A 14,650-nucleotide genomic window follows, 5' to 3' on the forward strand; every position below is an offset into this window, starting at 1 on the left:
GTTAAATTTATGTCTAAACTGGTAAAAGATAAGACTACAGAAGAAAAGATCCTTGATGCTGCCCGAAAGGTGTTTGTAACCAAGGGGATGTATGGTGCCCGGATGCAGGATATTGCTGACGAAGCCGGTATTAACAAAGCCCTGCTTCACTATCACTTTGAGAACAAAGAAAAGCTGTTTGAAACCGTGTTTTTAGAAGCCGCAGGTCAATTGTTCCCGAGAGTGAATGCAATTTTTAATTCAGATGAACCGCTGTTTGAAAAGATTGAAAAATTCTGTGACGAGTATATTACGATTGTGATTGCAAACCCTTACCTGCCTTTGTTTGTAATGAATGAAATGATGCAGGACCCAATGTACTTTATGAAGAAAGTGTGGGGTACAAAGAACAAACCTGACCCGACAAATTTTCTGAAACAGATTCAGGAAGAAGTGGAAAAAGGGAATATTAAACCGATCAGCCCATTACACCTGCTGATGAACCTGATTTCGATGACGATCTTTCCTTTTATTGCCAAGCCCATGTTTCAGCTGAACCTGGGATTGGATGAATTTCAGTTCAGGCATGCAATGGAGCAAAGAAGAAAAGAAATTCCAAAGTTTATTATTGATGCCATCCGAAAATAATTTTTTTGTTACTAATTAACTATTTGGTTAAATATTTTTTACATGAAGAAAATGCTGTTTTTATTCCTGGTTCTTGCAGAGGTTTCTTTTTCACAGACGGTAACGCTGGAGAAAGTGAATCAACTGGCAAGACAGAATTATCCACTGATCAGGCAGAAAGATCTGATCAGGCAAACAAAAGAGATCAATGTTGATAATCTTAAAAAGGGATACCTGCCGCAGCTTTCAGTAAGCGGTCAGGCTTCTTATCAATCAGATGTTACCAGCGTAAAAATTTCTGTTCCAGGTGTAAACATTGTACCTCCAAGTAAAGATCAGTACAGGATTGTGGCCGATGTGAATCAAATGATTTATGATGGCGGGTTAACAAAGCAACAGAAAAGTATACAGGGCATAAATGCAGAAGTGGAAGATCAGAAGATTGAAGTGGAACTGTATAAACTCACTGATCGTATCAACCAGATTTATTTAAGCATTTTGTTCATTGATGAACAATTGAAACAAACTGAACTGATCAGGAAAGATCTTGAAACAGGATTAAAAAAAATTGATGCGCAGGTGCAGAATGGGGTGGCATTTAAGTCAAATCTTAACCTGTTGAAAGCAGAGATTTTAAAAGTTGATCAACGTGTAATAGAGCTGAAAGCTACCAGAACAGGTTTGATGGATGTGTTGAGTTTATTTACAGGCGAAACATATTCTGCTGCAACTGTTTTTGAAAAGCCGGCTGTTGTTTCAGCAACTGCGGAACAAACCATTCTTCGGCCGGAATTAAAACTTTTTCAATCGCAGCAAAAATTACTGGAAGGGCAAAACAATATCATCAAAGCAAAGAATCTTCCAAAGACCAGTTTGTTTCTGCAGGAGGTTATGGAAGGCCGGGATTGACCATGCTTGAAAATAAGTTTGCGGCTTACTATATAACCGGAGTTCGTTTTAACTGGGCCTTTGGTGGATTGTATACTTCTAAGAAAGAGAAAGAGCTGATTGAAGTGAATAAGAAAATTGTAATGATTCAGCAGGATGCTTTCCTTCTCAACACGAATACCCAGTTAAAACAGCAGCAGGCAGAAGTTGATAAAATCAATCAGCTGATTGCAAAAGATGCAGAGATCATTAACCTGCGTATCATGGTGAAGGATGCAGCAAAAGCACAACTGGAAAACGGAGTGATTACAGCCAATGATTTCCTGCGTGAAGTAAATGCTGAAGACCAGGCCAGGCAATCACTCATTGTACACCAGCTGCAATTATTACAGGCACAAATTAATTATCAAACTATCAAGGGCAAATAAAATACAGCGTATGCGAAAAATTATTCTATCAGTAATGGCAGCAGTTTCATTTGCAGCCTGTAAGAACAACGAAAATAAATTCGATGCTTCGGGCACATTTGAAACAACAGAAGTAATTGTTTCTTCTGAGCTCAATGGAAAAATTCTTTCATTGAATATAAGTGAAGGCGATACTGTTTCATCGGGCAGAGTCGTTGGAACTGTTGATGCAGAAGGCATCTCCTTACAAAAGGAGCAGGTGGAAGCAAGCATCAGTTCATTAGGTGATAAAACAGCTGATGTTGGTCCGCAGGTTCAATTATTACAAAATCAATTGGCGGTGCAGCAATCACAACTCAGCAATTTGCTGCATGAAAAAAAGCGGATTGAAAATCTTATCAGTCAGGATGCTGCAACGGGAAAACAACTGGATGATATTAATGCACAAATTGATGTGGTGACAAAGCAAATGACTGTAACGCAGCACCAGATTGCGGTACAGCGTAGCAATGTTTCCACACAAAACAGAAGTATTCTCAGCGAAAATAAACCATTGCAGAAAAGAGTGGCACAGCTGAATGATCAGCTAAAGCGTGCCGATGTTGTGAATCCGATCAACGGAACTGTTTTAACGAAGTATGCTGAAGCAGGTGAATTAACAGCAGCAGGAAAGGCATTGTATAAAATTGCTGATCTGACAGTCATGAAACTCCGTGCTTATGTTACAGGCGATCAGCTTTCGCAAATTAAATTAGGCCAGCAGGTAAAGGTTTTAATTGATGACGGAAAGGATAAATACAAAGAGTTACCCGGAACCATCACATGGATTTCTGATAAAGCGGAGTTTACGCCAAAAACCATTCAGACAAAGGAAGAAAGGGCCAACCTTGTTTATGCAGTTAAGATTGATGTAAAGAACAATGGCTATCTGAAGATTGGAATGTATGGAGAAGTAATGTTCAAGTAGAAAGATCAGGTCGGCCCACGCCTCGTGGTCTGACCAATTCAAGAGGCAAAAATTATGATCAGCGTTTCAGCACAGCATATTATCAAGTCGTACGGAGTTAAAAAAGAAAAAGTTGCTGTCCTGAATGATATTTCATTTGATGTAAGTAAAGGGGAACTCTTTGGTATTATTGGTCCTTATGGTGCAGGTAAAACTTCTTTGTTCCGTATTCTTACAACATTGCTGTTAGCCGATAGCGGAACTGCATCAGTTGATGGGTTTGATGTTGTGAAAGATTATAAAACAATTCGGCGGAGAGTTGGTTACATGCCCGGACTGTTTTCATTGTACCAGGATTTAACAGTACAGGAAAATCTCAATTTTTTTGCCACCATCTTTAATACTTCGGTTGAAGAGAATTACGATCTCATCAAAGATATCTATTCACAGATTGAACCATTCAAAGACCGCAAAGCTGGAAAGTTATCAGGCGGTATGAAACAAAAACTGGCGCTGAGTTGTGCATTAATCCATCGCCCATCCATTTTATTTCTGGATGAACCAACAACAGGTGTAGATGCAGTATCGAGAAAAGAATTCTGGGAAATGCTGAAACGTTTGAAGCAACAGGGCATTACAATTCTTGTTTCTACTCCATATATGGATGAAGCAGGTTTGTGTGATCGGGTAGCATTAATGCAGAACGGTAATATTCTTTCCATTGATACTCCGCAGCAAATTGTAAAGTCATTCGGTCATTCTTTATGGGGGGTCAGGGCAAAAAATATGCTGCATTTATTAAACGATCTCAAAGCATTTGATGCGGTGAAGCATGCTTATCCCTCCGGTATTTATCATCATGTAATTATGAAGGATGAAAAAAGTAAAGAAGATCTGCAGCAATATCTGCAAAGTAAACAGCATACTGAACTTGAGGTTATGCTCACTGAACCGGATATTGAAGATTGTTTTATGCAACTGATGGATTATTAATATGAGTACTGATAAAATTATAACAGCGCACCAGCTCACCAAACGTTTCGGCGACTTTACAGCCGTTGATGAGATTACGTTTGATGTATACAAGGGAGAGATCTTTGGTTTTCTTGGCGCCAATGGTGCAGGCAAAACAACTGCCATGCGTATGTTATGCGGTTTGTCGATGCCCACCAGCGGACAGGCAACCGTTGCAGGTTTTGATGTGTATAAACAGAACGAAGAGATTAAGAAGAATATCGGTTACATGAGTCAGAAGTTTTCATTGTATGAAGATTTAACAGTGAAAGAAAATATGCAGTTTTATGGTGGTATTTATGGAAAGAGCAATGCTTTTATCAAACAGAAAACAGCATTTATTCTTGATCATCTGCATCTTGAAAAGGAAGCAAATAAGCTGGTGAGGTCGTTGCCGCTTGGATGGAAGCAGAAGCTTGCTTTTTCTGTTGCTGTATTTCATGAACCTGAAATTGTTTTCCTGGATGAACCAACAGGAGGTGTTGATCCCGTTACCCGCCGTGAGTTCTGGAATATGATATACCAGGCATCAGATATGGGGATTACTGTTTTCGTAACAACACATTATATGGATGAAGCTGAATACTGCAGCAGGGTAAGTATTATGGTTGATGGGAAAGTGGAAGCTCTTGATACTCCTGCCGGGCTGAGGAAGATTCATCATGCATCATCAATGGACGAAGTGTTTTTAAAGCTGGCAAGAAAGGCAGTACGAACAGAGTGATTAAATGTGTAAATAGTAAGCAGGTAGTTTTCTTTTTGATTGCAGATAATATAAAAGTAAAAATGAAAGATGATACAAATAAAATAGTGAAGCATAGAAGCTCCCCTTTAGGGGCGGGGGGGCATCAGTTTCTCTCATTTGTAAAAAAAGAATTCCTGCATATCTGGAGAGATAAACGAACCATGTTTATTCTGCTGGGTATGCCAGTAGTGCAGATCATCATCTTTGGATTCGCTTTAACTAATGAAGTAAAGAATTCAAAAATTGCGGTACTGGATCAGTCGAAAGATATTGTAACAGCATCGTTGATTAATGAACTGGATGCAAGCCGTTATTTTGATGTGGAACAGAATCTTCATTCCTATAAAGAAATTGAAGCTGCTTTCCGGAAAGGAAAAATAAAACTGGTGGTTGTTTTCCCTAATCAGTTTAACAAAAACCTGCAGCATGTCAATAAATCAACTGTTCAGTTAATTGCTGACGCATCCGATCCAAATGTTGCGAATGCACTGACGAATTATGCAACAGCCAGAATCATGGATTACCAGAACCGCATCACCAATAATGCAAAACTGCCCTATACAATTAAAGTTGAAACAAGAATGCTGTACAATCCTCAGTTGAAAGGGGCCTACAATTTTGTTCCGGGCTTAATGGCTATGGTACTGCTGCTTGTCTGTACAATGATGACGGCAATAACCATTGTTCGGGAAAAAGAAACGGGCACAATGGAGATTATGCTGGTGTCTCCAATGAAACCGCAATTAGTTGTGTTTTCAAAGGCCATTCCTTACCTGCTGTTATCGGTTATTAATATTGCTACGATTTTATTGTTGAGTGTATATGTTCTTGAAGTGCCGATTAATGGCAGTCTTTCTTTACTCGTGCTTGAAAGCGTTTTGTTTACATTGGTTTCCCTGTCGCTCGGGTTATTGATTTCGTCAGTAACAGATTCGCAACAGGCTGCAATGTTTATTTCGCTGGTTGGTTTATTTCTGCCAACTGTTTTATTAAGCGGCTTTATGTTTCCGGTTGAGAATATGCCTTTGCCATTGAGAACTATTTCGAAAATTGTGCCGGCATCATGGTATTACAGTATTGTAAAGTCAGTAATGATAAAAGGATTGGGAATAGGAGGCGTATGGAAAGAAACACTTGTTCTTGCCGGTATGATGGTGTTTTTCTTAACGGTAGCTGTTAAACGTTTTAAAATCCGCCTGCAATGAGAACATTAAAATTTTTATTACAAAAAGAATTCAGGCAGATTTTTCGTGACCCCATGATTCTTAGGCTCATTTTTGTATTGCCTGTTATTCAACTCGTAGTGTTGCCGTGGGCAGCAGATTATGAAATAAAGAATATCAAATTATCGGTTACCGATCTTGATCATTCAGCCTATTCAAGGCAACTGGTTTCAAAGATCACTGCTTCCGGATATTTTCAGCTTACTCATTATTCCAATTCTTTTCAGGAATCGTTTCAGCAGATTGAAAATGATAAGGCCGATCTGATATTGGAAATCCCTGCAGCATTTGAAAAGCAACTCATCAAAGAAAGTGAAGCGAAGCTTTTTATTGCGAGTAACGCAATTAATGGTGTTAAAGGAAGTTTGGGAAGTGCCTATCTGCAAAATATTCTGATGGATTTCAACAGGGAAGTTCGGCTGGAGTGGATTCAGCTTCACAGGTTCCGCCCGCACACACAGATAGAAGTTACTTCATCAAACTGGTATAACCCGTCGATGAATTACAAATATTTTATGGTGCCGGGAATTCTTGTTTTGCTGTTAACGATTGTTGGCGCAATTCTCTCTGCAATCAATATTGTAAAGGAAAAAGAAATTGGTACAATTGAACAGATTAATGTAACTCCTGTTAAGAAACATCATTTTATTTTAGGGAAACTGATTCCTTTTTGGGTGCTTGGTTTGCTTGTTTTAAGCATTGGTCTTTTGATTGCAAGAGTAGTTTACGGAATTATACCTGTGGGGGGCTTTCTCCCTATTTATGTTTTTGCTGCAGTTTATTTACTGGCAGTACTGGGATTGGGCCTGCTTGTTTCAACCTATGTATCCACTCAGCAACAGGCAATGCTGATTTCTTTTTTCTGATGATGATTTTTGTTTTGTTGGGCGGACTTTTTACCTCCATCGACAGCATGCCGGTTTGGGCACAATGGGTCACCAGGTTCAACCCTGTTTCTTATTTTATTGAAGTAATGCGGATGGTAGTGCTGAAAGGGAGTACATTAAGCGATATCAGAATGCATCTGCTCATCATGGCCGTTTTTGCAATTGTATTGAATACATGGGCTGTTTTCAGCTACAGAAAGCGCACATAGTAAATAAAATCACATATTATATAATAAGGAAGACAAATCTTTGCTTTTTAATTCAGCTCAAATGGGTATAAAAAACGAAACGGCTTTACGCAATCGATGGCGTAAATAAATAACCTCAAACAGACTTCAATACTGGGTTTCTGCGGGAAACTCTGTTTACTTTTATCGCCTAATAATACTAACGAAATGCTTCTTTCAAAAAAATCTTTTACCGGATATCAGCAATATCCTGAAAAAGTACTTCAGTTCGGAGAGGGAAATTTTCTCCGTTGTTTTGTCGATTGGATGTTCAATGAATTGAATAAAAAGGCAAATTTTAATGGTTCTGTTGTGGTAGTTCAGCCAATTGAAATGGGAATGGCCGATATGCTGAATGAACAGGATGGCCTGTATACAATTTATTTGCGTGGTTTGCAAAATGGCAAGGTTGAAAACTATCACGAAACAATCAATGTCATCAGCAGGGCTTTAAATCCTGATACACAGTTTGCCGGTTATGTACAAACTGCTGAAAACCCTGATAGGCGTTTTGTGATTTCCAACACAACAGAAGCAGGGATTACGTATAAAGCAGATGATCAGTTGTCGGATACACCTCCTGCTTCTTATCCAGCTAAGCTTACTGTTTGGTTATATCATCGTTATAAGACCTTTGAAGGCGATCAGTCAAAAGGTGTTCATTTAATTCCATGTGAATTGATTGATAAAAATGCTGATAACTTAAAGAAAGTAATTCTGCATCTCGCTGCTGACTGGAAATTGGATGCCGGTTTTGTTGATTGGCTGAACAGCGCCTGTACATTTAATAATACGTTGGTTGACCGGATTGTGCCCGGCTACCCAAGAGACAGGATGGCTGAAATTACAGCTGAGCTGGGTTATGAAGATAAGCAGGTGGTTGAAGGTGAACCCTTCCATTTGTGGGTAATCCAGAATGAAAGCGGGTTGGAAAAAGAATTGCCTTTCCCTTCCATTGGATTGAATGTATTGTATGTAAAAGATGTTACTCCTTATAAAGTACGGAAAGTAAGAATCCTGAATGGTGTGCATACAGCATTAGTTCCCGTAGCTTACTTATATGGTATAGATACAGTACGTGAATCAATGGAAGATAAAGCGGTGGGTAAATTTATCAAGGATGCATTGTTTGATGAGATTATCCCAACACTGGATCTGCCTTTGCAGGAACTGCAGGATTTTGCGGCTGCTGTACTGGAACGTTTTTCAAATCCATTCATCAAGCATCTGCTGATGAGTATTTCTTTAAACTCATGGAGCAAGTTTGAAACAAGGGTGCTTCCTTCTTTATTAGAATACAATAAAAGAAAAGGAACATTGCCAGACAAACTCACTTTTTCACTCGCATCAACCATTGCTTTTTATAAAGGCAAAAGAGGTGAAGCGGATATAGCGTTGAATGATGATGCAGCATTAATGAGCCTGTTAAAAGATGCATGGGCCAAATATGATGGAACAGATGCATCAGTAAAACTTGTTGTAACAGATGTACTGGCTTATGATAAGAACTGGAAAATGAATCTGAATGAAATAAGTGGACTGACTGATCTTGCTACCAAACATCTTGTAAGCATTTTAAACAATGGTATGCAAAAAGCCATTGAATTAGTTTAAGCAGTATAAATAACCACCAAATGAAGGAACTGATAAAAATAAATCCAAAGGACAATGTTGTCATTGCACTGAGGGATTTTAAAGAAGGCGAAACCATTACTGTTGATGGCAAAGAAATCAAATTGCTGAATGATATTGCCCGTGGACATAAAATTGCATTAGCTGATATGCCCGAAGGAACTGATATTATTAAATACGGTTACCCGATCGGGATCAGTAGAACTGAGATTAGAAGAGGTGAGCATATCCATGTGCAGAATGTAAAAACCAAGCTGGGAGATGTATTTGATTATTCTTATAACCCTGTATTGCATGAACTGGTTCATCCCAACCGCAATTTAACGTTCAACGGATACCGCCGTAAGAATGGAGAAGTGGGTATCCGCAATGAAATATGGGTTGTGCCTACAGTAGGTTGTGTAAATGGAATTGCTGAACAGATCATCCGTGAATTTAAAGCGGGAAGTAAACCCAACTGACCTGGAAGGGATTGAAGTGTTTAAACATAACTATGGTTGTTCCCAGTTGGGTGATGATCATAAAAACACAAGACAAATTCTTGCTGACATTGCTTTGCATCCAAATGCAGGTGGTGTATTGGTGCTGGGGTTAGGTTGTGAAAACAATAAGATTGACGAATTTGAAATAAACCTGGGTGAATTTGATCCATCAAGAATTAAATTCTTATCTACTCAAAAAGTGCAGGATGAGGTAACAGAAGCTGTTACGTTATTAAAAGAAATTTATGAAGAAATAAGAAAAGATAAAAGAGAACCCATTCCACTTTCTGAATTAAAAGTTGGATTGAAATGCGGTGGTTCAGATGGCTTATCTGGAATTACTGCAAATCCATTGGTAGGATATTTTTCTGATTTCTTAATCAGCCAGGGCGGAACAACGGTGTTGACAGAAGTTCCTGAAATGTTTGGAGCTGAAACTATTTTGATGGATCGTTGTGTAAATAGAGATGTGTTTGAAAAAACTGTTCATCTTATTAACGATTTCAAACAATACTTTATTGATCTCAAACAGCCGATTTACGAAAACCCGTCACCCGGAAATAAAACCGGCGGTATTTCTACACTCGAAGATAAATCGCTGGGTTGTACACAAAAAGGTGGCAATGCAACAGTGGTTGATGTATTAAAGTATGGTGAGCGTTTAAAAACCAAAGGACTGAATCTTTTAAGCTCCCCGGGGAATGACTTGGTTTCAACAACAGCATTGGGTTCAGCAGGCAGTCATATTGTATTGTTTACAACAGGAAGGGGAACTCCATTCGGCAGTTTCATTCCTACATTGAAAATTGCTACCAATTCTGAGCTGGCAAAGAATAAGCCGCATTGGATCGATTATAATGCAGGTCCATTAGCAGAAGATAAAAGCTTTGATGAAGGACTGGACGAACTGATTGATAAAATTATCAAAGTAGCCAGTGGCGAAAAAGCAAATCATGAAAGAGCTGGTTTCCGTGAAATAGCGATTTTTAAAAGCGGAGTAACTTTATAAGAATATTATTATTGAATGATGGCAGCACAGTCTTATTGATTGTGCTGCCTTTTTATTTGCCCGGCTGTTGAGAATCATCTGCCCGAAACTTTGCAATGGCCGGATATTTGATTAAATTAGGATGAACAAAAAACGACTGTCATATGATCAAAATTTCTGAACTCAAAGAAGGCGACTTTGTTATGGTTAATAATGAAGGAACACAAATGGAAGGAGAAGTGCTGGAAGTAGACAATGTACAGCACATGGCACTGCTTGAAACAAACGGACAACAGGATTTTTGGTATCCCGGCGAAGACCTGAGTGCCATTCCGTTGAGTGATGCAGCCCTTAAAAAAATAAATTTTCAGCGGGAGGATCATGAAGACGGCTCAGTAAAATATTTAAAAGGGTCGTTCCGGGTACACCTTGATAGAAAGGACGACTTCAGTAATATCAGTTTCTGGTACAGAGAAGATAAACGCCATGTAAATCAGTCAATTGCATTGCATCAGCTCCAGAATTATTATCTGGATATGACGAAAGTTCATCTTACTGCTGAGGCTATTTAAGCAGAAGAAATTCATATTTTTGCCCCCGGTCACATATTTTTTTTTAAGAATTGTGATCGGGGCTGTTTTTTTTGTAAACTTTTCCATAAATCCTCCTATCTTTGCGACCCCAAAAAGTATGGCTAAACAAGCATTAATTAAACAGGACGGTAAGATTTTAGAGGCATTGAGCAATGCTATGTTTAGGGTACAGCTTGAAAATGGGCACGAAATTCTGGCTACAATTTCAGGAAAAATGAGGATGCACTACATCCGTATTCTTCCCGGCGATAAGGTTGGAGTTGAAATGAGTCCATATGATTTAAGCAGGGGCAGCATCATTTTCAGGTATAAATAATGCTTAACGCCAAAAGCCGAAAGCTTAACGCAGAAAACATAAAACGATGAAAGTTAGAGCATCCATTAAAAAGCGCAGCGTTGACTGCAAAATTGTACGCAGAAAAGGCCGCCTGTACGTAGTTAACAAAAAGAATCCCCGCTTTAAACAGCGCCAGGGATAAGAAGTCTGCAGGTTACCAGTAACCAGCAACTTGTAACTCAAGATTAATTAAAAACAACAATTAGATAAATTATGGCTCGTATTGCCGGTGTTGATTTACCAAAGAATAAAAGAGGAGAGATAGGATTAACCTATATCTATGGTATTGGTCCCTCTACTGCCCGTTACATCTTAGAAAAAGCTGGTGTTGACGTGAATAAGAAAGTGAATGCATGGGACGATGATGAGCAGAATGCCATCCGTAACATCATCACCAACGAGTTCAAAGTAGAAGGTCAGTTGCGTAGTGAAGTGCAGATGAGCATCAAGCGTTTGCTTGATATTGCCTGTTACCGTGGCCTGCGTCACCGTAAAGGATTACCAGTTCGTGGACAGCGTACGAAAACAAACAGCCGTACACGTAAGGGTAAACGTAAGACAGTTGCAGGTAAGAAGAAAGCAGCTAAGAAATAATACCGGAAGCTGTTAGCATTAGCTATCAGCTTTTGGCTTTATATAATGCACCGGTTCTTACAGATCAATTACAGATGTTTGGTGCAGATGGAGTGTTGATCTGGTCCCGTTTAAAAGCGGGATAATTATTAAAAATAGACTACCTCGGTTTTTTAAGTTATGGCAAAAGCACAACAACAGGTGAGCGCTAAAGCAGCCGCCAAAAAAAGAATTGTAAAGGTTGATTCGCATGGTGATGCACATATCAGTGCAACCTTCAACAACATCATTATCAGTTTAACCAACAAGCAGGGACAGGTTATTTCCTGGAGCAGCGCCGGTAAAATGGGCTTTAAAGGTTCCAAGAAAATACTCCTTATGCTGCACAGGTTGCATCTGCAGAAGCTGCAAAAAAAGCTTTTGACGCAGGTGTTAAGCGTGTAGATGTATTTGTGAAAGGACCGGGTTCTGGTCGTGAAGGCGCCATCCGTGCTTTATCACAGAGCGGTATTGAAGTAGTAATGATTAAAGACGTTACTCCTTTACCACACAATGGTTGCCGTCCTCCCAAAAAGAGAAGAGTTTAATCTCCGAAACTCCAATAGGAGCCAGGATAACATATTGAATCGCCAGGATTCATTCATTTAATAAAGGGTGTCTGATTGATTTTTTAACGCTTTTACTGATCAGCGCACCGGTTTCTAAAAGCGTAAATGAATAAAAATTATGGCACGTTACACAGGTCCAAAGACCAAGATCTCCGTATTTTCGGTGAGCCCATTTTAGGAAATGGCAAGTGGTTGGTAAAAACAGCAACCCTCCGGCCAGCACGGCGCACAGCGTAAACGTAAAACTTTAGGTGAATACGCTTTACAGTTGCGTGAAAAACAAAAAGCCAAATACACTTATGGCTTATTGGAGAAACAATTCGCAAAACATTTGATGAAGCTGCCCGTATAAAAGGAGTTACAGGTGAAAACCTGATCCGTTTGCTGGAAGCCCGTTTGGATAATGCAATTTACCGTTTAGGTATTGCTCCAAGCCGTCCTGCTGCACGCCAGCTCGTAAGTCACAAACACGTTACTGTAAATGGTGAAGTGGTAAACGTACCATCTTTCAGCCTGCAACCTGGTGATGTAATCAGTTTAAAAGAAAAGAGCAAGGATAATGTATCTGTTACCGGAATGGTAAAAGGAAAGAATCCTAAATTCAACTGGTTAGACTGGAATGAAGCTGAATTAAAAGGCACGTTCATTGCATTCCCTGAGCGTGAAAGTGTTCCTGAGAATATCAAGGAACAACTGATCGTGGAATTGTACAGCAAGTAATCGTGAGGTGTGAGTCGTGAATGGTGAGCAGGTATACAAACTGTACAAGAGTGCGACGCAACGGAAGACAAACAAGGCTTAACAGCCGATTCAAAAAAATGTAAAACAGAAACTTCAATATGGCTATTTTGAATTTCGTAAAACCCGACAAAATTGTTCTTCAGAAGGCAAATGACTTTGAAGCTCAATTTGAATTTCGCCCACTTGAACCCGGATATGGTGTTACCATTGGTAATGCATTACGCCGTGTGTTGTTGAATTCACTGGAAGGTCATGCAATTGTAGGTATCAAAATTGAAGGCGCAGACCATGAATTTGCAACTATCAAAGGTATCAGCGAAGATTTAGTAGAAATCATTCTTAACCTCAAGCAGGTTCGTTTTAAAAAGAAAGTAGAGCATGATGTGAGTGCTGAAAAAATCACATTGAGCCTGAAAAATAAAACTGAGTTCACTGCTGCTAACATTGGTGAAGCAACAGCAAGCTTTGAAGTAATGAATCCTGAGTTACTCATTTGTACTCTTGATCCAAGTGCTAAGCTTGATATTGAAATCAACATTGCGAAAGGCCGTGGTTATGTTCCTGCAGAGGACAACAAACCAAAGGATGCACCATTTGGCTACATTGCTACTGATGCCATCTTTACGCCAATCAAAAATGTAAAGTACCTGATTGAAAATACCCGTGTGGAACAGCGTACTGATTTTGAAAAATTAGTAATGGATGTAGTAACTGATGGTACTATTCATCCGGAAGAAGCTGTAAAGCAGGCAAGCCGTATTTTGATTCAGCACCTGATGATTATTACAGACGAAAATATTACGTTTGATAATAAAGAAGAGAAGAAAGAAGATGTAGTAGATGAGCAAATGCTGCAATTACGTAAAGTGCTGAAGACTCCATTGGAAGACCTCGATCTTTCAGTTCGTGCCTTCAACTGTCTGAAAGCTGCGAAGATCAATTCATTAAGTGAGTTGGTACAGTACGAGCAGGAAGACCTGATGAAGTTCCGCAACTTTGGTCAGAAATCTCTGGCTGAAATTGAGCAGGTGTTAGGCGAAAGAGGCTTACACTTCGGTATGGATCTTCACAAAATGGGATTGGATAATATCGATTAAGCAGCCCCTCTAAATCTCCCCCGAGGGGAGACTTGAAAGGCAACAGTATAAGTATTTAGGAAAAGGCTGTAATTCCTGACACGGTACAGCTTATTAATAACAAGGATTTGATGTTGGGTTAATTTTCAAATTGTCCAATTTTCAAATTATCAAATTCAAATGTCATGCGTCACGGAGACAAAATCAAAAATCTTAGTCGTACCGCTTCTCACAGAAAAGCGTTGCTGACTAACCTCGCAATCGAGCTGATTCAGCACAAGCGTATTGTTACAACCTTAACAAAGGCAAAAGCATTGCGTACATGGATCGAGCCACTGATTACAAAATCAAAAGACAACTCAACACATTCACGTCGTGTTGTGTTCAGCTATTTACAGAATAAGGAAGCGGTTACTGAACTGTTCAGCACAGTTGCAGAAAAGATCGCCAGCCGCCCCGGTGGTTATACACGTATCCTGAAATTGGGTATCCGTGTGGGTGATAACGCAGAAAAAGCCATGATTGAACTGGTTGATTTCAATGAAATCTACGGTAAAGGAAAAGGTGAAGCTGCTGCTCCTGCCAAGAAAACACGTCGTGCCGGTGGTGCGAAGAAAAAGGCTGAAGAAGCTCCTGCTGCTGAAACTACAGAAGAAAAAACAGCTGAATAATAGCAA

Annotated in this window: 12 protein-coding genes and 5 pseudogenes; all 17 read left to right on the forward strand. The window is 39.5% G+C overall.

Going from position 1 to position 14,650, the window contains the following annotated elements:
- Window positions 1-9: 9 nt before the first annotated feature.
- The 17 genes and pseudogenes from IPK31_12075 to rplQ all read left to right on the forward strand — a co-directional run bounded on the left by IPK31_12075 (window position 10) and on the right by rplQ (window position 14,644).
- The gene (locus IPK31_12075; GenBank protein MBK8088623.1) at window positions 10-627 is read left to right on the forward strand and encodes a TetR/AcrR family transcriptional regulator; all 618 of its coding nucleotides are present in this window, start codon (window positions 10-12) and stop codon (window positions 625-627) included.
- 42 nt (window positions 628-669) lie between these two features.
- Window positions 670-1,922 (forward strand): annotated as a pseudogene (locus IPK31_12080) (TolC family protein).
- Between the two features lie 10 nt (window positions 1,923-1,932).
- The gene (locus IPK31_12085; GenBank protein MBK8088624.1) at window positions 1,933-2,868 is read left to right on the forward strand and encodes an HlyD family efflux transporter periplasmic adaptor subunit; all 936 of its coding nucleotides are present in this window, start codon (window positions 1,933-1,935) and stop codon (window positions 2,866-2,868) included.
- Between the two features lie 54 nt (window positions 2,869-2,922).
- Window positions 2,923-3,840 carry an ABC transporter ATP-binding protein gene (locus IPK31_12090; GenBank protein ID MBK8088625.1) on the forward strand — a complete coding sequence of 306 codons (918 nt, stop codon included), beginning with the start codon at window positions 2,923-2,925 and terminating at the stop codon, window positions 3,838-3,840.
- A 1-nt stretch (window position 3,841) separates the two neighbouring features.
- On the forward strand, window positions 3,842-4,585 hold the full coding sequence (locus IPK31_12095) for an ABC transporter ATP-binding protein (GenBank protein ID MBK8088626.1): 744 nt from the start codon (window positions 3,842-3,844) through the stop codon (window positions 4,583-4,585).
- A 62-nt stretch (window positions 4,586-4,647) separates the two neighbouring features.
- Window positions 4,648-5,811, forward strand: a complete 1,164-nt coding sequence (locus IPK31_12100) for an ABC transporter permease (GenBank protein ID MBK8088627.1) — start codon at window positions 4,648-4,650, stop codon at window positions 5,809-5,811.
- A pseudogene (locus tag IPK31_12105) lies at window positions 5,808-6,925 on the forward strand (ABC transporter permease). The gene IPK31_12100 and the pseudogene IPK31_12105 overlap by 4 nt, the downstream one beginning before the upstream one ends.
- A gap of 186 nt (window positions 6,926-7,111) precedes the next feature.
- Complete coding sequence (locus tag IPK31_12110; GenBank protein MBK8088628.1) at window positions 7,112-8,557, forward strand: tagaturonate reductase; 1,446 nt, start codon at window positions 7,112-7,114, stop codon at window positions 8,555-8,557.
- 20 nt (window positions 8,558-8,577) lie between these two features.
- Window positions 8,578-10,066: pseudogene (locus IPK31_12115) on the forward strand (altronate dehydratase).
- A 143-nt stretch (window positions 10,067-10,209) separates the two neighbouring features.
- Window positions 10,210-10,617, forward strand: a complete 408-nt coding sequence (locus IPK31_12120) for a hypothetical protein (protein MBK8088629.1) — start codon at window positions 10,210-10,212, stop codon at window positions 10,615-10,617.
- A gap of 118 nt (window positions 10,618-10,735) precedes the next feature.
- Window positions 10,736-10,954, forward strand: a complete 219-nt coding sequence (gene infA, locus IPK31_12125) for a translation initiation factor IF-1 (protein MBK8088630.1) — start codon at window positions 10,736-10,738, stop codon at window positions 10,952-10,954.
- Window positions 10,955-11,000: 46 nt separating this feature from the next.
- Complete coding sequence (rpmJ, locus tag IPK31_12130; protein MBK8088631.1) at window positions 11,001-11,117, forward strand: 50S ribosomal protein L36; 117 nt, start codon at window positions 11,001-11,003, stop codon at window positions 11,115-11,117.
- 71 nt (window positions 11,118-11,188) lie between these two features.
- Complete coding sequence (gene rpsM / locus IPK31_12135) at window positions 11,189-11,569, forward strand: 30S ribosomal protein S13 (protein ID MBK8088632.1); 381 nt, start codon at window positions 11,189-11,191, stop codon at window positions 11,567-11,569.
- 159 nt (window positions 11,570-11,728) lie between these two features.
- Window positions 11,729-12,135, forward strand: a pseudogene (rpsK, locus tag IPK31_12140) (30S ribosomal protein S11).
- Between the two features lie 139 nt (window positions 12,136-12,274).
- Window positions 12,275-12,876: pseudogene (rpsD, locus tag IPK31_12145) on the forward strand (30S ribosomal protein S4).
- 119 nt (window positions 12,877-12,995) lie between these two features.
- Window positions 12,996-13,994 carry a DNA-directed RNA polymerase subunit alpha gene (locus IPK31_12150; protein MBK8088633.1) on the forward strand — a complete coding sequence of 333 codons (999 nt, stop codon included), beginning with the start codon at window positions 12,996-12,998 and terminating at the stop codon, window positions 13,992-13,994.
- 164 nt (window positions 13,995-14,158) lie between these two features.
- Complete coding sequence (gene rplQ, locus IPK31_12155; protein MBK8088634.1) at window positions 14,159-14,644, forward strand: 50S ribosomal protein L17; 486 nt, start codon at window positions 14,159-14,161, stop codon at window positions 14,642-14,644.
- Window positions 14,645-14,650 lie beyond the last annotated feature (6 nt).

This window comes from Chitinophagaceae bacterium, from assembly GCA_016713085.1.
Classification (GTDB): Bacteria; Bacteroidota; Bacteroidia; order Chitinophagales; family Chitinophagaceae; genus Lacibacter.